A 20,086-nucleotide genomic window follows, 5' to 3' on the forward strand; every position below is an offset into this window, starting at 1 on the left:
TTTCTTGATACACGGAGCTATTTTATGATTCCTTTTCATACTTTGAACTTCTGGACGAGAGGAGGATGAAATAACATAATAAGCCGAAGAAACAAGAAATGATCAACGCATGCAATAGAGCGATCCCGAGGTTGAGCATGGTAAAAATGATCAGTGCACCAGATAGCACTTGTAGGCTGATCAACAAAAGAATTATTCCCCATCCTCCACGCATAACTCTGGAATGGCTATAACTTTTCATGAGACGGATGCATGCCGTGAGTGTCCAGATGAATAAAACTGCGGCGGCAAGACGGTGTCCCATCTGTATCCATTGCTCAGCACTGTAATTTGCAAAGTCCAGGGGAGCGGCATTATTGCAGAATGGCCAGCTTCCACAGACTAAATTTGATTCTGTATGCCTGACCAGGGCGCCAGTATATACGACAATAAAAGTATAAAAGCTGACTGCATAAATTTCCAGTCGGTGTTTTTTTCTTATAATAAGAGATTTGGAGTCAAATTTCTTGTCAACTTCGAATATTAGCAGTGTCAACAGAAGAATGGAGGCAAAGGATATCAAAGAGATGCCAAAATGAATGGCAAGGACGAAATCATTTTGCTCCCAAACTACCGCAGCAGCTCCTATGAGTGCTTGGGCAAAAAGGAAGAATACAGAGAGAAAGGCAAGAAACTTCACTTCTCGAACATGACCGATCTGCCTCCATGCAAGCACTGCAAGAATGACCACTAATATTCCCATGCCACCAGATACCAGTCTGTGGCTGAGCTCGATTACTAACTCAGGTGTTATCTCACTGGGTATAAGCTCGCCATGACACAGAGGCCAGCTGTCGCCACAGCCGTCCGCAGAACCGGTCTTGGTAACAAGCGCTCCCCCGGTAAGAACGAAAACCATCCCTAATGTTGAAAGGACGGAGAGCCACTTTAATAGTTTCATTGTATGCATCCTCACTTTGTATGTATTATATATAATAGCTAGGTGGTTTTTAGGCAATACTATTATAATAATATCATTTCATATAGGAAAGCAACGGAATTTCAAGAAAATATGGTAACTGACACATAATTGTTACAGTTGCACGTAAAATTTGTCATATCTTTGACAAAAAGAGAATAAACGCTTGCATTATACCCCTTTGTTTGCTAGAAATAGTCTAAAGAGGTATGCTATAATTCATCTATATGTAAACGTTATGTACTTGCATTGGTTGCACTCGGTTTATTACTACATAAGCAAGTGCATATCCGTCCAGGAGGGATCACGACACAAAAATTGGTTAGATTGTCTTCTGGTTCCGTGTTACAATTGATGCGGTTATACGCATACGAGAAAGAATATCGGCTTAGAAGTGTTCCTGATAGATGGAATGCTTAGAAAGCGGGGAGTGAAGGGGGGAAATATAGATGGACAATGTGGAGACAACTTCTTCACAGCTCATTAAGAAAGAAGCTGTTATAGAAGAACCGAAAACTTCCATAATAAACGAGTTCAAGGCCTTGATAAAAGTAGGCATCATCAATTCGAACTTGATTACAGCATTTGCCGGCTTTTGGTTGGCATTATATTTTACTGGTTCTTCCATAACTGCTATGTGGGATGTGTTTCTCCTAGCCATGGGTGGTACAGCATTTGTAATTGCCGGTGGATGTATCTTGAACAATTGGTATGATGTAGACATAGACCCACAAATGACACGTACAAAAGGCCGACCGACAGTAACAGGCAGCTTCTCTCTCCACACTGTATTGTTTATGGGAGTGACAGCTACCATTATAGGCCTGGTCATGTTGCTTTTCACTACAGTAGAAGCAGCTGCACTTGGGTTGTTCGGTTGGTTTTCTTATGTCGTGCTATATACCATGTGGGCTAAACGCAGATTTACTCTCAATACAGTTGTTGGAAGCATTTCTGGAGCCATGCCCCCATTGATCGGGTGGACAGCAGTGGATCCTTCTTTCCATGTCGTGCCGTTAACCTTGTTTCTGATTATGTTTATTTGGCAAACTCCACATTTTTTAGCACTTGCTATGAAGAAAGTGGAGGACTATAGAGCCGCAGGGGTACCGATGTTGCCTGTTGTACATGGTTTTGAATTTACCAAACGGCAGATTGTGGTATATATAGCATGCTTGATACCACTGCCATTCCTGCTGTCATCACTTGGCACCGTTTTTGTAGTCATCGCTACACTGTTGAACCTGGGCTGGTTGTTTATCGGTCTTAGGGGATTTTTTATGAAAGATGCACTGAAATGGGCAAATATCATATTTATTTACTCCTTAAATTATTTAACCGTTATGTTTTTGATGATGATTTTGGTAACATTGCCAATTATCAACTGACGGTCCTTAAATAATTTTTATATAAGGAATTCATAAAGAGAAAGAGAGGTATGGATACATGAAAGGTTGGATGGGAAATGTCAAAAAAATCTTTCCTCTGGTGTTTGCAGCCCTATTGTTAGCTGGCTGTGGTAAAGAAAATCTGTCGGCATTCATTCCAAAAGGGTATGGTGCTGAGTCTTCCATGGACTTAATCATTCTTTCGACTATCGTCATGATCTTTGTATTTTTGATAGTAATGATTGTCTATGTTCTTGCGCTAGTTCGTTTCCGTAGGAAGAAAGGACAGGATGATTACATACCGAAACAGGTGGAAGGGAATAAAACGCTGGAAACTGTCTGGACAGTTATTCCCATTATTCTTGTACTTGTCATCGCTGTTCCTACGGTCACTGCCACATATGATCTGGCAGATGAGTCTGCAAAGGAAGACGGGATTACCATTGAAGTTACTGGTAACCAGTACTGGTGGCATTTTAATTATGAAGGGCAAGAGATACAAACCAGCCAGGATATGTACATTCCGGCAGGTGAGAGGGTCTACCTTGATATGGTAGCTTCCGATGTTATCCACTCCTTCTGGGTGCCTGCAATTTCAGGGAAGATGGATGTAAACCCTGAAAATGAGAACACCATGTACCTTGAAGCGAATGACGAGGGTGTTTACTGGGGTAAATGTGCCGAGCTTTGCGGGCCGGGCCACTCCTTGATGGACTTTAAAGTAGTAGTAGTTAGTCCTGAAGAGTTCGATCAATGGGTGGAAGATATGCAGAATGTAAATACTGATTCTGAACCTCAGGATGCGGTGGCACAGGATGGTAAAGCACTCTTCGAAGAAAACAGTTGTGTAGCTTGCCATGCGATTGGATCTTCGCCGAACAATGTCGGTCCTAATCTTTCCAATTACGGAAACCGTACAACTGTGGCGGGAGTCCTGGAACCTACCAAAGAGAACCTGGTGGATTGGTTAATGGACCCAGAGGCAATCAAGCCGGGTAATAAGATGACCGGCAACTACCCACAACTTTCCGAAGAGGAAGCAAGCAGTATCGCGGAGTATTTGATGCAGCTTGAACACTCTGAAATCACTCCTGAAAGTGCAGGAAATTAATCTAAACGTCATCTAGGGATGGAAGAAGTTAAAAGGGAGGTTTAAACTTTGAGTACAGCTACTCAAAACAGAGGCTTCGGCGCTGTACTGTGGGATTACCTGACCACTGTTGACCACAAGAAAATCGGGATACTCTACCTGATCGGTGGCGGGTTCTTCTTCATACTCGGCGGTCTCGAAGCAATGATTATACGTATTCAACTTATGGTACCTGAAAATGATTTTATTAGTGCAGGTCTCTATAATGAGATGATCACGATGCACGGAACTACCATGATATTTTTGGCAGCCATGCCGTTATTAGTCGGTTTAATGAACTATATAATGCCACTCCAGATCGGCGCCAGGGATGTAGCCTTTCCATTTTTGAATTCACTGGGATTCTGGCTCTTCTTTCTGGGTGGAGTCGTACTTAATTGCAGTTGGTTCCTAGGTGGAGCACCTGACGCTGGCTGGACGTCCTACGCTCCATTGTCGATTCAGTCACCTGGCCATGGTGTGGACTTTTACGTCATGGGTCTACAGCTATCCGGTGCCGGTACATTGATCGGGGGTATCAACTTCCTCGTTACTATAGTGACGATGCGTGCACCTGGTATGACCTACATGCGTATGCCATTGTTTACATGGACTACATTCGTTATCAGTGTATTGATTCTATTCGCTTTTCCAGCATTGACAGTCGGCTTATTCTTGCTGATGTTTGACCGTATGTTCGGTTCTGCTTTCTTTGATGTAGCCTTGGGTGGAAATGCTGTAATATGGCAGCATTTGTTCTGGATCTTCGGACACCCGGAAGTATACATTTTGATTTTGCCTGCGTTCGGGGTATTCAGTGAGATATTCCCGACATTCTCAAAGAAAAGGCTGTTCGGTTATACAGCTATGGTGTTCGCTACCATACTGATCGCCTTCCTTGGCTTCATGGTTTGGGCACACCACATGTTTACCGTAGGTTTAGGGCCTACTGCTAACGCGATTTTTGCCATAGCCACCATGGCGATTGCGGTACCGACAGGGATTAAAATTTTCAACTGGCTAGCCACCATGTGGGGTGGTACCATCACGATAAATTCGGCAATGTTGTGGACATTAGCCTTCATTCCTTCCTTTACAATCGGTGGAATGACTGGTGTTATGCTTGCTTCGGCAGTTGCTGATTATCAGTACCATGACACATATTTTGTTGTAGCTCACTTCCACTACGTAATTGTCGGTGGTGTAGTATTTGGAATTCTGGCTGCACTGCATTACTGGTGGCCTAAGATGTTCGGAAGAATGTTGAATGAAGCAATGGGCAAGATTTCTTTCTGGCTGTTCTTCATTGGTTTCCATCTTACTTTCTTTATCCAGCACTTCCTTGGGTTGATGGGGATGCCACGTCGTTATTGGGTCTTTCTTGAGAACCAGGGACTGGATACTGGAAACTTGATCAGTACAGTTGGTGCTCTATTGATGGGGCTTGGCGGTCTGCTCTTTGTTATCAATATCATTTACACTTCTGTAAAAGGAGAGAAGGCGCCTGCTGATCCTTGGGATGGCCGTACATTGGAGTGGGCAACATCTTCTCCGCCAAAACATTACAACTTTACACAAATGCCATTGGTTCGTGGACTCGATCCACTATGGATTGAAAAGATGGATGGCAACACGAAGATGACCCCGGCGGAACCTATAAGTGAAATCCATATGCCTAATGGTTCTATTTTGCCATTAATCATGACGATAGGGTTCACGATTGCAAGTTTCGGGTTCATCTACCAGACAGACAACAGTGCATGGCTGATTGCAGTTTACGTCGGGATGGCTATTGCTTTGGGATCTATGTTGATCCGCTCCCTGAAAGACGACCATGGTTATCATATTTCCAAAGAAGAACTTGAAAGGGAGGCTGAATGAGATGAGTCACGATCATTCCCTAAATCCTGAAACAATGCCGCAGGAACCGGAAAAGGCCACCCATGAAGGGAAAAATAAATTCCTGGGCCTTTGGTTCTTCCTAGGTGGTGAAACTGTACTATTCGCTTGTCTGTTCGGGACATACTTGGCGTTGAAAGATTCGACTGCAGGTGGTCCAGGCACCCAGGATTTATTCGGTATGGAGCTTGTCTTCATCATGACAATTCTGCTGTTGACAAGTTCATTGACAAGTGTTTATGCCGTATACCATATGAAAAACAACGATTTTGCTAAGATGCAGCTTTGGCTGGGAATCACGGCTCTACTGGGTATTGCTTTCCTTGCCTTTGAAATATATGAGTTTGCACACTATATCCATGATTATGGATTTACTTTCCGGTCATCTGCATTCGGCTCTGCCTTTTATACACTTGTCGGCTTCCACGGCGGGCACGTAGCATTCGGCTTGAGCTGGCTGATTGCGCTGATGGTGCGGAATGCTAAAAGAGGCTTGAATTTGTATAATGCTCCTAAGTTCTACACATTCAGTCTTTACTGGCACTTTATCGATGTTGTATGGGTGTTTATCTTTACTGTCGTATACTTGATGGGGATGGTGAGCTAATTATGGCTGAGAACTCAAATACCAATAAAATGGATACCTTCCGCAGACAAAAGAAAAAAGAAGAAATGAAGAAGCAGCTGATATCCTTTGCGCTTATGATTGGTTTTACACTAATTGCCTTCGGGCTGGTGGCCTCTGAGTCTCTTGACAGCATGTTTCTCATCCCGATTCTGCTTATCTTGGCAGTAATTCAGGTAGGCTTTCAATTTTATTACTTCATGCACATGAAGGATAAAGGTCACGAAATGCCAGCAATTATGATTTATGGTGGGATTTTTGCGGCGTGTTTAACGCTTGCAGCCCTCCTTGTAATTACATGGTGGTAATAGACAATAAGGCCGGGAACTACTCCCGGTCTTTTTCTATGGCCAGAGGAAGGGCAGCATGGTCATCTATCTTGTGCTAAAATCGTCATATATATGCCTGCTATCTATGTGTCGAGTGCGTTATAATGAGTGAATATGAACATCCTGAGGGCAGGTGAATGTGTGCAGGTTTCTTCTAAAAGTCCCTTAAGCATTGTCTTTCATTGAGAGTGCTTAAGGAATTGAATGGGGTGGCTTTTTCAACAGTCACTGGGAGGTCTGTCCACTATACTGTCGACATAGTATGTTTTTTATTCAAGAGAAACCGGTATCGATTTGCCGATGAAGGGAGAATCAAGTTTAGTATATGCCTTTATTGCCGACACTCAGTACATTATTTATTGTTTTAAGTGCCATTTTAGTGGCTGTAGGATGGAGATTGATTTGGAAGGGTAATACGGAAGGACATAGAAAAGTGATGCTTGCAGCAGCAGTCAGCGCATTACTGTTTTTCATCATATATATGTCCCGTACTATTTTCTTGGGTAATACAAGCTTTGGAGGACCTGAAGAACTGGAAATTTATTATACGATCTTCCTGGTATTTCACATTATCCTGGCTACTACTGGGGCCGTTTTTGGCATTGTATCTTTGACTCTGGCATTTAAACGTAACATTATCAAACATCGTAAGATTGGACCATATACAAGCATTATCTGGTTTTTCACTGCAATAACCGGGGTGATGGTCTATCTTCTGTTGTACATACTATATGATGGCGGAGAAACTACCAGCATGCTGAAAGCAATATTTGGATCATAAAAAAAGGTAAAGCCTCGGCTTCACCTTTTTTTATATTTTAATTTTCCCTTTGATGATTCCCGCTTCCCTTGCAGAGTTAAATGCGATAACAAGAAGGGGACCCAGGATAAAGCCGAGTATACCGATTAATTGAAGGCCGAGGAACATAGCGATCAACGTTGCCAGAGGTGACAATCCGATATGTTGGCCCATCACTTTTGGTTCAACGGTTCTGCGGATAGCCAAAAGGATGATAGCCAACACTGCGAGCTGAATCCCTGTAGGCATATTGCCTGCCAGCAGCAGGAACAGAGCCCATGGTCCGAGTACTGCAATGGAGCCGATAATCGGAATCAAATCCACCAGCCAAATGATCAGGGCCATGATTAGGGCCACCTCCGGTACGATTAAATAGAGCCCGATCAAAGTCACTGCAAGGATAATGAGACTTACCAAGAATTGAGCCTTGAAAAAGCCGAAGAAAACACTTTTCAAACGCTCGTTCATAAAAGAAACTTTTTCTGCTGTTTCTTTGGTAAGCATATGGTATGTTTTAGATTTCAAACTCGGAAGTTCCAGCATGAATAAAAATAAAGCAATGAGATATACGATGAAGCTGACTAGATATTGTGGTACTTTTGCGAATATCTGTGCGATATTATCGATGGTAATGATCTCTTTGGCAGTATTACTTAGAGAGGTCAAACTGTCCTCTATGCTTTCAGAAGCTTGGTCAACAAATTCAGGTGGTAAAGTATCTGTATATTGCTGTATACGGTTTTCCCAGTCTTGGTAAATATGGTTCATTTGATTTACATAGGTTGGGACGTCTTCCACAAAGTTAACCACTTGCGTGACGGCTTTGGTAACGGTAAACGTTCCGACGACCCCGATGAATAGAATGAATAGGAGGAAGACGCAAGTGACCGAAAGTTTTCTGTTCATCCTTCCTTTTCGCTGTGTCCACCTGATCAGGGGGTTCAGCACGAGTGCTGTAATAAAGGCTATGATTAAAGGGATGGATACCGGCAAAATAAAAATGGCTGATAGAAGTAGCAATACTGCCAATAATATCAAAGTCCATTGGCGCTTTGTTATAGAACGGAACAAGTTGGTACATTGCCTCCTTTAGAGTAATCAAATTATAGGTAAAAAAATAAGAATGCGTTCAGCGGTAACTTCCATATAGGAGAATCGGCGAATAAAAACCAACTGCCCTACAATTTTTGAACAGTTGGTTTTACCATACGTTATTTTTGATATTGGGCGATGTCTTCCGCAAGTTTGGAAACCAAGTTATGGGAACGTTCCACCAAGTTTTCAGGAAAGTTCTCTTCCTCTCCGTATTCCACTCCATGTGGATAGTAATGTTTACCGAGCAATGGGGGCATCAGTTTTATGATGGCATTGCCTCTATCTACATCACCTTCGATTGCGTAACCCTGGACACGGATATAGTATGTAATATTTTTCTCGTTGGAATTTATTTTATAATCGTATGTCACTCTTTCATAGTCCCACTGTCCAGCACGTATGAATGCATGGTTCCCTGTAATATGGTCCAGGGGCTTTAAGTCGATGGTGATATCTTCTAACCCTGTATTTTCCAATTTCATCTTCTTCACCTCTCCTAATTATCCTTCCTTATTTATAATAGTACGAAATCCTTTAACTTGCAATGGAAACGAAGTGCGTACTCTCCTGCAGTTTTTCGCTATGGCTGTTTATTTTCAAATACTTTCATCTATAATAGATAGAATAGAATGCAAATCCGTCACTAAGCATACAAGTTTATTATATATGAAGAAAAGGAGCTTTGAATGATGCGTTTTCTTAAATCCATGTTTGTCCTGGCTGTGTTGGTGTACGGCGGCTCTTATTTGTTCGATCGTTATGGGTTATCTGCAGAAGGTTCGATCGAAAAGATGGTGGAGTTGGTGGAAGAGAAACGACTTCAGCTGGAATCAAAAGAATCGGCACCACAGCAAGAGGATATCCCATGGGAAGGCAGTCTGTTCGAATGGATGGGGAAACCAACTGCCGAACTGGAAGAACAAATGGGTGACCCTGACCGAAGAGACGACAGTCCGTATGGCTATACGTGGTGGGTATATACTGATCAAGCAAGTCATTACCTCCAATTCGCTATAGAGGAACAAAAAATCATAAGCGTCTATGCAATTGGGAAAGAGGTGGATATAGAACCTGTATCAATAGGGGATAGCTACACCCAAGTTTCAGAGCACTTCTCCTTTACAGAACAGGTATCCTATCAGGATGGCTTATCATCCTATACATTCCACTTAAGTCCAGAGGATTTGCAGAAACGGCCGCTGGCAAAAATATCCGATGATTTATATGTTCAAGCCTATTTCGATACTTTTACCGACCAGTTATCCTCTATAAGAATCATGAATGGTGATGTACTGCTCACCCATAGACCTTATCAAGTGGAATACAGGGGGAGTCTCCCTGAAGAGCCGGAGTTGACTGATCAACAATGGACAGAAATTGAAAAGGGGATGGAACAACAGGTCTTTGATATCACAAATATTATCCGTCACCAATTTGAAAAGTCTTTGGTGCGATGGGAAGAGAATGTGAGTGAAGTTGCTTATGGGCACAGCAAGGATATGGCTGAACAGGATTACTTCTCACATACCAGTCTGAATGGTGATGGGCTGAAGGAAAGGCTCGCACTCCTCGATATACCCTACATGGCCGCAGGGGAGAACATAGCTGCACAATATCCGGATGCTCCATCTGCAATGCATGGATGGCTCAATAGTGAAGGACATCGCCAGGCACTGCTGAATGAAGATTATACACACTTAGGGGTTGGTGTTTATCATTTCCATTATACTCAGAATTTCATTAAGCAACTTAGCTACTAGTTCTCACGCCTCCTTGCAATAGGGCATAAAATACCAGTACAGGTGACCATGCAGGTAAAGGGGTGAGACAATGAGTGAGGGTAAATTGCATCCATCGGTGATCGAATTCAAGAAATTCATCAATAAATATCCATCGTTAAGAGCGGAAATAAGAAGAAGCGGCAGGTCATGGCAGGAATATTATGAGAAATGGGCCCTGCTTGGAGAAGATGATGAGTTCTGGGCACCATACAAAAAAGAGAAGGAAGCAAAGGACACTGACGGCCCGAACGAGAAGTCGCCTGAGCTGTTCCGCCAGCTGATGAAAGTCGCGGAACATATGGATATCAACAAAATTCAAAGCCAGGTCAGTCAGTTGAACCATTCCATAGCTGCGGTACAGGAAATAATCCAACAATTCCAAAAAAGCAAGCACACACCACCACGACCAAGAGACCCTTTTGACTGGTTCGGTGATTAAGGAGGATAAATGATGGACCCCTACACGTACCACTATTTAGAATCCCGGCCGGATTTGCTGCATTTCATTCGATATAATCCAGTCTGGTACCGATACCTATCACGTAATCCTCAACGTATCCGGGAGATGGAAAAGGAAGCAAAATTCTTCCATGGCAAAACACTTCCGCAGAAGCTGGAGAAGATGAACCAACAGGTACAAATGGCTGGCATGATGCTTCAATTCGCTGAGGCGATGAAAGATTAAGATCTCCCTGTTGTTTTCTTACCGAAAATAAAATGGTATGATAACAGTGGAGGTGTTCCTGTATGATAGCAACCATGGAATATGTAGATATTCTTGATCGCTCGGAGCAATTAGGTAAGATGGTTCTGGAATCCGAGGTAATGGAAGCATACAATTATTCCCGCAAAGCACTGGATGAAGATGAAGAAGCCCAAAAGCTGATCAAGGCTTTTGCTGATATAAAGAACCATTACGAGGATGTTCAGCGTTTTGGCAGATACCATCCTGATTATAATGATATTATGAAAAAAGTGCGTTCTACCAAACGAGAAATGGATATGAATACAAAAGTAGCCTCGTTTAAAATAGCTGAAAGAAATCTGCAAAACTTGTTGGATGAGATCAGCCAGTATGTGGCCTCAAGTGCAAGTGATCAGATAAAAGCGCCGAAGGATGGAGCGGCCTTGACAGACAGTGGCTGTGGATGCGGCAGTGGCGGAGGATGCGGGTGTGCATCCTAACCGTCCCTTGTAACACATATTCAATGAATAATGGGGAGAGTTTATGAGAGTAAATCGTCAAGGGTTGATTGTCTGGTTCCAGCATATGAAAAACATCAAACAATTAAAACGTTATGGTCATATCATCTATACATCGAAGCGGCTGAAATATGCAGTGATCTATGTAGATCAAACGGAAATAGAAGAAACAGAACAAAAACTGAAGAAGCTATCCTTTGTTTTTAAAGTCGAAAAGTCCCATAAACCGTTCGTAGAGACCAGTTTCGAAAATAAAAAGCCGGATGAAGCGAAACAGTTTGATTATAAAATGGGCATTTAGCAGAACCTGTGCGGATTCGTCCGACAGGTTTTTTGCTTCTAGACATCCTCTTTAAAAAAATAAACCTGCAGAGATAATCTCTGCAGGCCCCTTTCGATAAACAAAAAGGCAAAGGGAGAGGAGAAACCGGAGGAAGAACTTATGGGGAAGTTTAAGTCTTCTCCGAGTTTTGAAACAGCCAAGCTAACTACCAGCTGTTTCATTAAGTTATTATAGACAAAAGAGAAGATTATATACACGTGGATGCAAATTTTTTTACTGAAAGACAAGATAATGTTATCTGAGGTCATATGCTTGCCTGGCGGGTTTTCTGGTTCTTTTCACTGTCAGGATGGATAGGGTTATGGTACGATTAGGTTCGAATAGCTGTGTGATGGGGTGAGCTGATGCGTGTAATAGCAGGAGAACATAAGGGTAGACAATTGAAGGCAGTAACCGGCAAATCTACAAGGCCGACAACTGATAAAGTAAAAGAAGCAGTTTATCAAATAATGGGTCCATTCTTCCAAGGCGGGGCAGTGCTTGACCTCTTTGCAGGCAGCGGTTCCCTTGGAATCGAAGCTCTAAGCAGAGGGATGGACAGTGCCGTTTTTGTTGATAAACATCCGAAAGCCGTTCAGACAATATATGCGAATCTCAAAATGTTAAAGCTAGAAGAACAGGCGGAAGTGTTTCGAGCGGATGCATACAGGGCAATCCAAGCAGCCGCGAAACGAGGTCTGGAGTTCGACCTTATCCTTCTTGATCCCCCGTTCAGAAAAGTGGACTACGAAAAGCTGCTTCACGAGATTATTCGGCTGAGGTTGATTGCGCCAACTGGAATCGTCTATTGCGAGCATGACCCAGCTGATGTATTGTCTGAACTACATACTGGTTTCACCCTCCTCAGACAGGAGGATTATGGGGGAAGCATTGCGGTTACAATTTATCGAAAAAATTAAATTAGCAGCATTCAAGTTGGTATATTACAAGGATGAACAGTTGGGGGTCCCTACAGGCTAGCTTATGCTGTCAGCTGTTAGTTTCTCACGAGAAGAAATAGAAGGGAGCTAATTTTTATGAGTAAGAAAGCAATATGCCCAGGGAGTTTTGATCCGATTACCCAAGGGCATCTCGACATTATCCAGAGAGGTTCAAAGATTTTCGACGAGGTAGTAGTGACGGTGTTCAATAATCAGTCTAAGTCCCCACTGTTCTCGGTGGAGGAGCGGATGGAACTGATCAAGGCTGCTACCAGCAACATTCCGAATGTTTCTGTTGACTCCTCCGATCATCTCCTTATGGATTATGCAAGAGAGAACCAGGCACATGCCATTATCCGTGGACTCCGAGCAGTGAGCGACTTTGAATATGAAATGCAGATTACTTCTATGAACCGCAAACTGGACAAGAATATTGAGACATTTTTTATGATGACTAATAACCAATATTCATTTTTGAGTTCCAGCATTGTTAAGGAGATTGCCAAATATGGGGCAGATGTGTCCGATCTCGTTCCACAGGCAGTCGAAGAGGCTCTGAAGCAAAAGTATAACTACTAGTGCCAGACTTATGTCTCTCCAGCAAACGAATAGAAAGCAGGTTGTGTCTCTTCATACTGATACAGCAATAAAGGGTATGCAAAATTCTGAGGTGAATTTTGCATACCCTTTAGTTTGTAGTGGTAAATTTCCCTCATTACTTGCTGGATGGCGCAGCATTTTTCCTCATTCTTCGATACAATAGGACTACCGCCAACCCTAGACTTGCTATAGTAAACAGGGGGCCCGTTTGTACCAGTGAGTCAAGCAGGATGGTCCAGGTATCGGATGAGACACGAGGAGATGTTACCGGTATAGGATCCATATGGGACACTTGCTTATCTATATATAATGGTTTATATAGAATAAGTGTCAGCATGCTGGCTAAAACCCCATGCAAAAACCTTGCGAAGAAATATGGGGCAAATCGAATATCGGTTCTGGCCAGTATACTGGCGACTTGTGCCTGTACGGAAAACCCATTGAAACCCAGGATGAAACTGACAATGACAGCTTTTGACAACATGCTGTCTGCTGGGGTTTGAGAAATCATCTGAGCTCCCAAAGTAATTTCAAAAATCCCTGATATAAATGGCAATGTCATATCAGCAGGAAGGGAAAAGAGGACAAAAGCACCTTCAATTAGGTTCGCAAATATCGATGAAACACCTGACAAAAAAAGGAGCTTCGTCAAAACAGAAAACAAGATGATAAATCCTCCGACCATGAGCAATGTCTGGATAGAATTCAGCACGGCGTCACTGACTGCTTCCCCCAAGGGTCGCTGATCTTTCATTCGCGTCTCATGCATCTCCAAAAATGCACGCAGAACAGCGGGTTTATCCTTTTTATTTTTGGAGTTGTCCGGCTTTGTGTCTTTATTCTTCTTATAAAACCCCATACATATGCCAACAAGAGCATTGCCGATATAATGAGAGGCAGCCAGTAGTATTCCCAAGGTGGCATCATGAAAGAAACCGATGGAGACAGCGACGAAAATGAACAGGGGACTGGAAGCGTTGGTAAATGAAACTAGTCGTTCGGCCTCTACTTGTGTCAGTTGTCCTTCTTCTCGAAGTCTTGCTGCTATCTTGGCCCCCGTAGGATAGCCGCTCACCATTCCCATAATCCAGCCAAAGCTTCCTGTTCCGGGAACATTAAAAAGTGGGCGCATGATCGGCTCAAACAGTACGCCTATAAATTTTACAACACCAAAAGCAATTAACAATTCGGCTGTAATGAAGAACGGCAGCAGGGAAGGAAAGACGACCTCCCACCAAATATTCAACCCACGTATGCTTGCTTCAAATGCCTGATCCGGGAAACGGATAAGAGCTATTGTCAGGAAACTGGCGAACCCAGACAAGAGAATTGTTTTTATTATTTGTCTCAATTAGTAAGCCCCCTACAGGCAGAGCCTTGGTCTGTACATCCTCAAATGTTAGTAGTAGAATAATGCTAGCTTGTTTCATACGCTGTACAAGTCTATATCAATATACGCCACTACCTCTCCTATTTATGCCAGATACTTTTCTTTGTAATAACATATTATTTTTTTAGATCTGATGAATAGCTATTAACAGTGGACGCTACAGTACAATCTTTATTTTGTTCTATTTTACCGGAAGGGGGTATCTGATGAGGTTTACAAAGGGACATATTCTATTACTGCTGCTGGTGGTGCTGACTGCTTATTTCCTCTCCGTATACCAGCTCGATTATTATATTCAACGGCCCGGTGGGGCAGACGCACTCGACCCAATCGTCGAAGTCAGCGGTGGATATGACAGTGGTGGCGATATGCATTTGGTGACGGTGAGTGGAAGCCAAGCAACACCCATTCAATATATGATGGCGAAGGTGCTCCCGCATCATGACATTCTACCGTTGAACCAAGTCCGTCCACATGGCATATCGGAAGAGCAGTATATGGAGGCTCAGTTAGAAATGATGGAAAGTTCCCAAGAAGCATCTACCGTAGTCGCCTATCAAGCGGCACAGGAAAATATCACCATAAAGTATGAAGGGATTTATGTAGTTTCCGTAATGGAAGGAATGCCTGCTGATGGAAAACTTCAGACAGGAGACCGTATTATCGGGGTAGATGGAAGGGAAGTAAGAGAAGCAACTGATTTAACCAGTTATGTAGAAACAAAAGATGTTGGTGAAACTGTTAGCTTGGAGGTGGTCAGGGAAGAAGAGGTCTCCACTAAAGAATTGACACTTGCCCAGTTCGATGGGAACAACAGCAGAGCCGGAATTGGCATCAGCCTTGTTACCGATAGGAACGTGGAAGTGGATCCAGAGGTCAATTTTTCCAGTGGGCGAATAGGGGGTCCTAGCGCTGGGCTGATGTTTTCCCTGGAGATTTATGATCAATTGATGGAAGACGATATTACGAAAGGGTATCATATAGGCGGTACAGGAGAAATCGATTATGATGGCACTGTATACCGAATCGGTGGGATTGATAAAAAAGTGGTTGCTTCTGACCGCGAGGGGATTGATATATTTTTCGCTCCTAATGGAAGTGGAACAGAAAGATCCAATTATGAAGTGGCTAAGGAAACAGCAAAGGAAATCAATACGGATATGAAAATTGTACCGGTGAAGACGTTTGAAGATGCACTGGATTATTTGAATCAGCTTGAACCCAAAGGATAAAGGGGGCAGTCTTCCCTTTATCCTTTGGGTTCTTAGATTCTGACAGGCGGGCTGAGTTCCTGTTTTTGGAACTCTTGTCTTACTTTTGGTGGCAGAATACTGTAGTAAGCATATGCTGCCTTCTCCTCCATGGAAAGCATGGGATGGGCATTCCCACCCAAACTTGTAATTAGGGGGGTCTCCAATCCTTTTTTTACCTGACTTAGATAGGACTGTCCGGCCTGTGACATACCAAGGAGGCGGACGTATGGGATAGAAGCGGCACCCATGATACCCTCCATATCCTTTTTCGTTGTATTCGTTAAAAGGTGGGTGAACATGCGCTGCAACCTTGTCCATGTATATCGTTTCGTTTTTATTGCGTGGAGCCACTCATTCATGTTGATTGCTTGTTTTGCAGTCTTTTTGAGTCGATATTCAAGTCCTTCATCAACTCCCTGGATGCGAGAAAGCTGACTCGTCGTCATCGTCATGACCTTGTAATGCAGTAGATGAAAGTATTTTTCCCAGTGATGCCAAGCAGATGTTGCTGTTCTGTACTCCTCCAGCAGGTTCAGTGTTTCTTTTGGCAATGTCTTGGTTGCTTTGTCGGTGATTAAGCCTGAATTCAGTATTTCTCTGCGTATGCTGGTTGCACTGGAGATCTCTCCCGAAAGCGATTGATCATGGTATTGGCTATTCGTCCGTTTAATAGTCGATGGAGTTATTTCCAGTCCATTTTCCAGGATGGCTTTGACATAGCTGAAGCCGAGTATGTTATTTGGTTGAGTCAAATCCATCGATTGTCTGGCTAGACCAATCTCCTGATATGCTTGTCTGCTGGCTTCCGGATAGGCAACTCCCTGTTCTAAGTGACTTTTCAATGACTGCTGAAATCCTCTTTCATTTTGTTTGAAAGTATGGTAGCTTGAAATGAAGTCATGTATGTCGCCAGACTCGCTTCCAAAACATATAGTAGATACCCCCATCTGCGCTAAAGTGAATACAGAGCCTTTTGCAAAAAGGTCACTGCTTTGCACGGCAAAAGCATAAGGCAGTTCAAGGACTAGATCGACACCGGACAAAAGAGCAGCTTTAGCCCGATAATGTTTGTCCATGATGGCAGGTTCTCCCCTCTGAAGGAAATTTCCGCTCATTACCGCTATCATACAATCCGACCCGGATGTTCTCTTTGCTTCTTTCAAGTGATAGAGATGTCCATTGTGGAATGGGTTATATTCGACAATTAACCCGCATGCATTCATGAAAACAGCTCCTGTACTATATAATGGTAATAATTGTATCAAAAATATACACGAGAATCACGCATGTAAACGATAGGAAGCTTGAGGGAAAAGGATTAATGCCTACCAGAAGGGGAATCATATAATTGGCTACTATCTTTAACCTGTAAAGAAAGTATGTTGACAAAAGTCTTTTTTTCTTTTAAAATTACTCTTGTTGCCTTGAGGTGATTAACTTGAAATTTACATTGGGCCAAATCAAAAAAAATGCTTACAATGAACCTTTTACATTCGATGAAAAGGTGGACGTTTCCGAATTGGAGACAATGAACAATGATATACGTGAGATTGGGCCTGTTCGTGTTGCCGGCAAATGTTTCCTGCAAGGGGAACAAATAATTTTTTCCTTTCGGATCAACGGGGAAATGATATTGCCTTGTGCAAGAACGTTGGTTGATGTGCCTTATCCTTTTGATATCGGAGCAGATGAAGTCTTTACAACTTCTCCGCATTATAGCAAGGAAGAGGAAGAAGATGAAATCCATCCGATTGAGGGAGAAGTACTTGACTTAACCCCGTATATCAAGGAAAATATCCTATTGGATATTCCGTTTCGTGTGTTTTCCGATGGGACAAGTGACCAAGAGGAAGCGCCCTTGGAAGGTCGCGACTGGAAGCTTGTGACTGAGGAGGAAAAGGAACAGACGGTTGATCCGCGGTTGAAGAAGCTGGAATCTCTGTTCAAGGATGATAACGGCAGACAATAAGCAGAACCACCTGGTTTTGCTTCGTAAATATGAAGGAGGTGTAGCAGGTCATGGCAGTACCAAAAAGAAAAACTTCTAAAAAAGTTAAGAACCAACGTCGTACTCATAAAAAATTGCATGTGCCTGGCATGGTTGAATGCTCAAACTGTGGTGAATTAACAAAGCCTCACCATGTATGCAGATCATGTGGACACTATGATGGCAAGGAAGTTGTCAGCAACTAAATGAACGACCAGAGAACAGATCACAACAGCCAGTGATCTGTTTTTTTATATACAAAGTTGGAGTGTTTATTTTCCATTTAGTTTTGGAATATGTTGGAGGGGGGATTCGATTGTCTGAAAACGTCACTTATCAAAAAGTGTCAGAGGATTACGCGGAAATTCGGCTGAACAGACCAGAGAAGCACAATGCCATTTCAACAGAAATGGCAGAAGAGTTGTTGGAAATGTTGGAGCAAGCAAAACAGGAATCTATCAAATTTTTGGTCCTCACAGGTACTGGTGATGGAATGTTCTGTGCCGGTGGTGATTTGAGTGAGCTCCATGGCAGGTTAACTATGGAGGAAGCATATGCCCTTCTTCACCCGATGAAGCAAGTATTGTATAAAATTATATCTTTTCCAGTACCGGTGATTTGTCTGCTTAACGGCAACGCAGTAGGAGGAGGCTGTGAGATAGCTACAGCTTGCGATATCCGTATAGCCAAGGAGACGTCGGCTTTTGGTTTTGTCCAATCCACTCTTGGAATTCTACCTGGTTGGGGAGGGGGTGCCGTCCTCTATGAAAAAGTGTTGCCGTCTTTTGCCTTTCAATGGTTGACAGAAGGAAGTATATACAGTGCTGTCGATTTAAGGGAAAGGGGGTGGCTGCATCACCTGGTCAGCGAGCAGGACTGGCATAACCAGGAGGATGTGTTACACCCCTATATCACTAAATCCCTGGGACAGATGAAACTGTTAAAAAGTCAATATAAAAAGAAGCTTTGCAGCAGGGAACTGTCTTCTTTGATGAATGAGGAAGTGCAAAATAGTTCCTCTCTATGGGATTCACCAGAACATGTAGCTGCTGTAGAAAGGTTTGAATCACGAAAGCGGGGATAAGAACGACTGAAGAAGCGATTCATTTGTCGACCTAAAGAATTCTCTATTCTAGTGTCCCTATTTTTTGCATATATTGATAGCAAATGCATAAGGAGGGGTGCTATGAATGCGACTCGGCAGGATGCGTGGTCGAAAGAGGAAGACCTTCTTTTGGCAGATACTGTCTTAACTTATATTCGAGAGGGAAGGACGCAATTGGAAGCATTCAAAGAAGTTGCCGGAAAGTTGGACCGAACTTCTGCCGCATGTGGCTTCCGATGGAATGCTTCCATACGTAAGCAATATGATGAAGAAATCCAAAAAGCGAAGCAGGAGAGGAAACTTGGAGGGAGGGGGAGTGGCCGAACTACTTCGGGGGATTTGGGTCATGATAAAACGACCATAGAAACAGCTATATTGCTTTTAGATAAAATGAAAGCTTATTTTCCAGTAGAAGATAAAGGGCTGTTGAAGGAACAGGAGTCATTGATGAACCGCCTCCAGCAGGAAAATAGAGCCCTTAAACAACAGCTTAATTTATATGAAGAGACATGGAAGGAAATGGAGAAGTTATGGAAGAATGCAGGAAATGGCCAATCAGAATATCGTAAATAAGTTTTTCAGCACAAAAAAGACATGAATGGAAAAGCATTCATGTCTTACTATATATCGCGCTTTTTTAGTCCTTGCTTGATCCTGTAAGCACAGACCCTATTTCTCATGTCTCCCGGACTGACTTAATCTCGTGTTGTCTCTTGCTCGGATCCCTGAGATTTTTCTTCCACTCCGTCGGGGAGCCAGATCAGTGGATTTTCTCCTAGGTCTCTTTCCATTTCATAATGGGCTTTTTGGAAGCCCATTTTTTCCCAGAAACCATGGGAGTTAATTCTTGGATTTGTCTTGATCGGCAACTGGAAGCTCTTGGCGAACTCCACCATCGCTTTTCCATATCCCTGCCCCTGATAGTCTGGAAGCACTTCTAGTTTCCAAAGCGTCAAATAATCTTGTGGCGGCTGGAAATATTGATCATATTTAGCATCTACTCGGTAAAGACTCATCCTTGCAATCAAGTTATTCCCGAAATATATCCCATAAAAAGGCGACTCACTGTTATTTTCCACGATGTTATTCTGCAAGTCCTCCATCATCGAAAGTTCTTGGTTCCCGTATTCTTTAAAGCGCTTAAATTTTTCGAGTGTCTTATAATTAATTAGTAATCTTTCCACTTTCACTCCGGTCATCATAGATAATTCTCCCCCTCTGATGTCTGAATACTTACCCTATTTATATATATTATTATAATACAAATGCATGTGGAATGAAA

General features: G+C 42.8%; 24 protein-coding genes. 18 read left to right on the forward strand and 6 right to left on the reverse strand.

Annotated features, from left to right (window positions below):
* Positions 1–22 precede the first annotated feature (22 nt).
* Positions 23–949, reverse strand: a complete 927-nt coding sequence (locus ACFOGI_RS08080; RefSeq protein ID WP_390271172.1) for a COX15/CtaA family protein — start codon at positions 947–949, stop codon at positions 23–25.
* A gap of 458 nt (positions 950–1,407) precedes the next feature.
* On the opposite strand from ACFOGI_RS08080, the gene cyoE reads away from it, so the two are divergent.
* The 6 genes from cyoE to ACFOGI_RS08110 all read left to right on the forward strand — a co-directional run bounded on the left by cyoE (position 1,408) and on the right by ACFOGI_RS08110 (position 7,109).
* On the forward strand, positions 1,408–2,346 hold the full coding sequence (gene cyoE, locus ACFOGI_RS08085; protein WP_390271175.1) for a heme o synthase: 939 nt from the start codon (positions 1,408–1,410) through the stop codon (positions 2,344–2,346).
* A 58-nt stretch (positions 2,347–2,404) separates the two neighbouring features.
* Complete coding sequence (gene coxB / locus ACFOGI_RS08090) at positions 2,405–3,457, forward strand: cytochrome c oxidase subunit II (protein ID WP_390271178.1); 1,053 nt, start codon at positions 2,405–2,407, stop codon at positions 3,455–3,457.
* Positions 3,458–3,505: 48 nt separating this feature from the next.
* Positions 3,506–5,356 (forward strand): cytochrome c oxidase subunit I, encoded by a 1,851-nt coding sequence (gene ctaD, locus ACFOGI_RS08095; protein ID WP_390271181.1) that lies wholly within the window; start codon positions 3,506–3,508, stop codon positions 5,354–5,356.
* Position 5,357: 1 nt separating this feature from the next.
* On the forward strand, positions 5,358–5,981 hold the full coding sequence (locus ACFOGI_RS08100; protein WP_390271184.1) for a cytochrome (ubi)quinol oxidase subunit III: 624 nt from the start codon (positions 5,358–5,360) through the stop codon (positions 5,979–5,981).
* A 2-nt stretch (positions 5,982–5,983) separates the two neighbouring features.
* Positions 5,984–6,307, forward strand: a complete 324-nt coding sequence (ctaF, locus tag ACFOGI_RS08105; RefSeq protein WP_390271187.1) for a cytochrome c oxidase subunit IVB — start codon at positions 5,984–5,986, stop codon at positions 6,305–6,307.
* 346 nt (positions 6,308–6,653) lie between these two features.
* On the forward strand, positions 6,654–7,109 hold the full coding sequence (locus ACFOGI_RS08110) for a DUF420 domain-containing protein (protein ID WP_390271190.1): 456 nt from the start codon (positions 6,654–6,656) through the stop codon (positions 7,107–7,109).
* Positions 7,110–7,139: 30 nt separating this feature from the next.
* Here ACFOGI_RS08110 and ytvI read toward each other — a convergent pair whose 3' ends face one another.
* On the reverse strand, positions 7,140–8,198 hold the full coding sequence (gene ytvI / locus ACFOGI_RS08115) for a sporulation integral membrane protein YtvI (RefSeq protein WP_390271193.1): 1,059 nt from the start codon (positions 8,196–8,198) through the stop codon (positions 7,140–7,142).
* 140 nt (positions 8,199–8,338) lie between these two features.
* The gene (locus tag ACFOGI_RS08120; protein ID WP_390271196.1) at positions 8,339–8,704 is read right to left on the reverse strand and encodes a YugN family protein; all 366 of its coding nucleotides are present in this window, start codon (positions 8,702–8,704) and stop codon (positions 8,339–8,341) included.
* 207 nt (positions 8,705–8,911) lie between these two features.
* Between ACFOGI_RS08120 and ACFOGI_RS08125 the strand changes: the two genes are divergently transcribed.
* From ACFOGI_RS08125 to coaD, 7 genes are all read left to right on the forward strand, one after another.
* Positions 8,912–9,982, forward strand: coding sequence for a CAP domain-containing protein (locus ACFOGI_RS08125; protein WP_390271199.1), 1,071 nt, complete (start codon positions 8,912–8,914; stop codon positions 9,980–9,982).
* A gap of 70 nt (positions 9,983–10,052) precedes the next feature.
* A complete protein-coding gene (gene ylbD, locus ACFOGI_RS08130) occupies positions 10,053–10,442 on the forward strand; it encodes a YlbD family protein (RefSeq protein WP_390271202.1) in 390 nt (129 codons plus the stop codon).
* A gap of 12 nt (positions 10,443–10,454) precedes the next feature.
* The gene (locus ACFOGI_RS08135) at positions 10,455–10,688 is read left to right on the forward strand and encodes a YlbE-like family protein (protein ID WP_390271205.1); all 234 of its coding nucleotides are present in this window, start codon (positions 10,455–10,457) and stop codon (positions 10,686–10,688) included.
* A gap of 62 nt (positions 10,689–10,750) precedes the next feature.
* Positions 10,751–11,188 carry a YlbF family regulator gene (locus ACFOGI_RS08140; RefSeq protein ID WP_390271208.1) on the forward strand — a complete coding sequence of 146 codons (438 nt, stop codon included), beginning with the start codon at positions 10,751–10,753 and terminating at the stop codon, positions 11,186–11,188.
* Between the two features lie 43 nt (positions 11,189–11,231).
* Entirely contained in the window at positions 11,232–11,507 is a 276-nt protein-coding gene (locus tag ACFOGI_RS08145; protein WP_390271211.1) for a YlbG family protein, read from the forward strand.
* Positions 11,508–11,893: 386 nt separating this feature from the next.
* Positions 11,894–12,448 carry a 16S rRNA (guanine(966)-N(2))-methyltransferase RsmD gene (gene rsmD / locus ACFOGI_RS08150; protein ID WP_390271214.1) on the forward strand — a complete coding sequence of 185 codons (555 nt, stop codon included), beginning with the start codon at positions 11,894–11,896 and terminating at the stop codon, positions 12,446–12,448.
* 117 nt (positions 12,449–12,565) lie between these two features.
* Positions 12,566–13,048 (forward strand): pantetheine-phosphate adenylyltransferase, encoded by a 483-nt coding sequence (gene coaD / locus ACFOGI_RS08155; protein WP_390271217.1) that lies wholly within the window; start codon positions 12,566–12,568, stop codon positions 13,046–13,048.
* 136 nt (positions 13,049–13,184) lie between these two features.
* On the opposite strand, the gene ylbJ is transcribed toward coaD, so the two are convergent.
* Positions 13,185–14,420 (reverse strand): sporulation integral membrane protein YlbJ, encoded by a 1,236-nt coding sequence (gene ylbJ / locus ACFOGI_RS08160; protein ID WP_390271221.1) that lies wholly within the window; start codon positions 14,418–14,420, stop codon positions 13,185–13,187.
* Positions 14,421–14,665: 245 nt separating this feature from the next.
* On the opposite strand from ylbJ, the gene ACFOGI_RS08165 reads away from it, so the two are divergent.
* On the forward strand, positions 14,666–15,691 hold the full coding sequence (locus ACFOGI_RS08165) for a SepM family pheromone-processing serine protease (RefSeq protein ID WP_390271225.1): 1,026 nt from the start codon (positions 14,666–14,668) through the stop codon (positions 15,689–15,691).
* Positions 15,692–15,723: 32 nt separating this feature from the next.
* Here ACFOGI_RS08165 and ACFOGI_RS08170 read toward each other — a convergent pair whose 3' ends face one another.
* On the reverse strand, positions 15,724–16,935 hold the full coding sequence (locus ACFOGI_RS08170) for a nucleotidyltransferase (RefSeq protein WP_390271228.1): 1,212 nt from the start codon (positions 16,933–16,935) through the stop codon (positions 15,724–15,726).
* Between the two features lie 215 nt (positions 16,936–17,150).
* Here ACFOGI_RS08170 and ACFOGI_RS08175 point away from each other — a divergent pair, with 215 nt between their 5' ends.
* The 4 genes from ACFOGI_RS08175 to ACFOGI_RS08190 all read left to right on the forward strand — a co-directional run bounded on the left by ACFOGI_RS08175 (position 17,151) and on the right by ACFOGI_RS08190 (position 19,377).
* Entirely contained in the window at positions 17,151–17,681 is a 531-nt protein-coding gene (locus ACFOGI_RS08175; RefSeq protein ID WP_390271231.1) for a YceD family protein, read from the forward strand.
* A 50-nt stretch (positions 17,682–17,731) separates the two neighbouring features.
* Positions 17,732–17,905, forward strand: coding sequence for a 50S ribosomal protein L32 (gene rpmF / locus ACFOGI_RS08180; protein ID WP_390271234.1), 174 nt, complete (start codon positions 17,732–17,734; stop codon positions 17,903–17,905).
* Between the two features lie 110 nt (positions 17,906–18,015).
* The gene (locus ACFOGI_RS08185; RefSeq protein WP_390271237.1) at positions 18,016–18,783 is read left to right on the forward strand and encodes an enoyl-CoA hydratase/isomerase family protein; all 768 of its coding nucleotides are present in this window, start codon (positions 18,016–18,018) and stop codon (positions 18,781–18,783) included.
* A gap of 102 nt (positions 18,784–18,885) precedes the next feature.
* Positions 18,886–19,377: an RsfA family transcriptional regulator gene (locus tag ACFOGI_RS08190; protein WP_390271239.1), complete on the forward strand. Its 492-nt coding sequence runs from the start codon at positions 18,886–18,888 to the stop codon at positions 19,375–19,377.
* A 122-nt stretch (positions 19,378–19,499) separates the two neighbouring features.
* On the opposite strand, the gene ACFOGI_RS08195 is transcribed toward ACFOGI_RS08190, so the two are convergent.
* Positions 19,500–20,003: an N-acetyltransferase gene (locus ACFOGI_RS08195; protein ID WP_390271513.1), complete on the reverse strand. Its 504-nt coding sequence runs from the start codon at positions 20,001–20,003 to the stop codon at positions 19,500–19,502.
* Positions 20,004–20,086 lie beyond the last annotated feature (83 nt).

Source organism: Virgibacillus xinjiangensis, from assembly GCF_042643145.1.
Taxonomy (GTDB): Bacteria; Bacillota; Bacilli; order Bacillales; family Amphibacillaceae; genus Virgibacillus_O; species Virgibacillus_O xinjiangensis.

What these genes read in the sequence shown, in the direction of transcription:
- ACFOGI_RS08080 (WP_390271172.1), bottom strand. Translation starts at nt 949, where the DNA reads ATGCATACAATGAAACTATTAAAGTGGCTCTCCGTCCTTTCAACATTA.
- ACFOGI_RS08140 (WP_390271208.1), top strand. Translation starts at nt 10,751, where the DNA reads ATGATAGCAACCATGGAATATGTAGATATTCTTGATCGCTCGGAGCAA.
- ACFOGI_RS08120 (WP_390271196.1), bottom strand. Translation starts at nt 8,704, where the DNA reads ATGAAATTGGAAAATACAGGGTTAGAAGATATCACCATCGACTTAAAG.
- ACFOGI_RS08100 (WP_390271184.1), top strand. Translation starts at nt 5,358, where the DNA reads ATGAGTCACGATCATTCCCTAAATCCTGAAACAATGCCGCAGGAACCG.
- ACFOGI_RS08170 (WP_390271228.1), bottom strand. Translation starts at nt 16,935, where the DNA reads ATGAATGCATGCGGGTTAATTGTCGAATATAACCCATTCCACAATGGA.
- ACFOGI_RS08145 (WP_390271211.1), top strand. Translation starts at nt 11,232, where the DNA reads ATGAGAGTAAATCGTCAAGGGTTGATTGTCTGGTTCCAGCATATGAAA.
- ACFOGI_RS08110 (WP_390271190.1), top strand. Translation starts at nt 6,654, where the DNA reads ATGCCTTTATTGCCGACACTCAGTACATTATTTATTGTTTTAAGTGCC.
- coaD (WP_390271217.1), top strand. Translation starts at nt 12,566, where the DNA reads ATGAGTAAGAAAGCAATATGCCCAGGGAGTTTTGATCCGATTACCCAA.
- rpmF (WP_390271234.1), top strand. Translation starts at nt 17,732, where the DNA reads ATGGCAGTACCAAAAAGAAAAACTTCTAAAAAAGTTAAGAACCAACGT.
- ACFOGI_RS08195 (WP_390271513.1), bottom strand. Translation starts at nt 20,003, where the DNA reads ATGACCGGAGTGAAAGTGGAAAGATTACTAATTAATTATAAGACACTC.
- ylbD (WP_390271202.1), top strand. Translation starts at nt 10,053, where the DNA reads ATGAGTGAGGGTAAATTGCATCCATCGGTGATCGAATTCAAGAAATTC.
- ACFOGI_RS08125 (WP_390271199.1), top strand. Translation starts at nt 8,912, where the DNA reads ATGCGTTTTCTTAAATCCATGTTTGTCCTGGCTGTGTTGGTGTACGGC.
- cyoE (WP_390271175.1), top strand. Translation starts at nt 1,408, where the DNA reads ATGGACAATGTGGAGACAACTTCTTCACAGCTCATTAAGAAAGAAGCT.
- ctaF (WP_390271187.1), top strand. Translation starts at nt 5,984, where the DNA reads ATGGCTGAGAACTCAAATACCAATAAAATGGATACCTTCCGCAGACAA.
- ACFOGI_RS08190 (WP_390271239.1), top strand. Translation starts at nt 18,886, where the DNA reads ATGAATGCGACTCGGCAGGATGCGTGGTCGAAAGAGGAAGACCTTCTT.
- coxB (WP_390271178.1), top strand. Translation starts at nt 2,405, where the DNA reads ATGAAAGGTTGGATGGGAAATGTCAAAAAAATCTTTCCTCTGGTGTTT.
- rsmD (WP_390271214.1), top strand. Translation starts at nt 11,894, where the DNA reads ATGCGTGTAATAGCAGGAGAACATAAGGGTAGACAATTGAAGGCAGTA.
- ACFOGI_RS08135 (WP_390271205.1), top strand. Translation starts at nt 10,455, where the DNA reads ATGGACCCCTACACGTACCACTATTTAGAATCCCGGCCGGATTTGCTG.
- ACFOGI_RS08165 (WP_390271225.1), top strand. Translation starts at nt 14,666, where the DNA reads ATGAGGTTTACAAAGGGACATATTCTATTACTGCTGCTGGTGGTGCTG.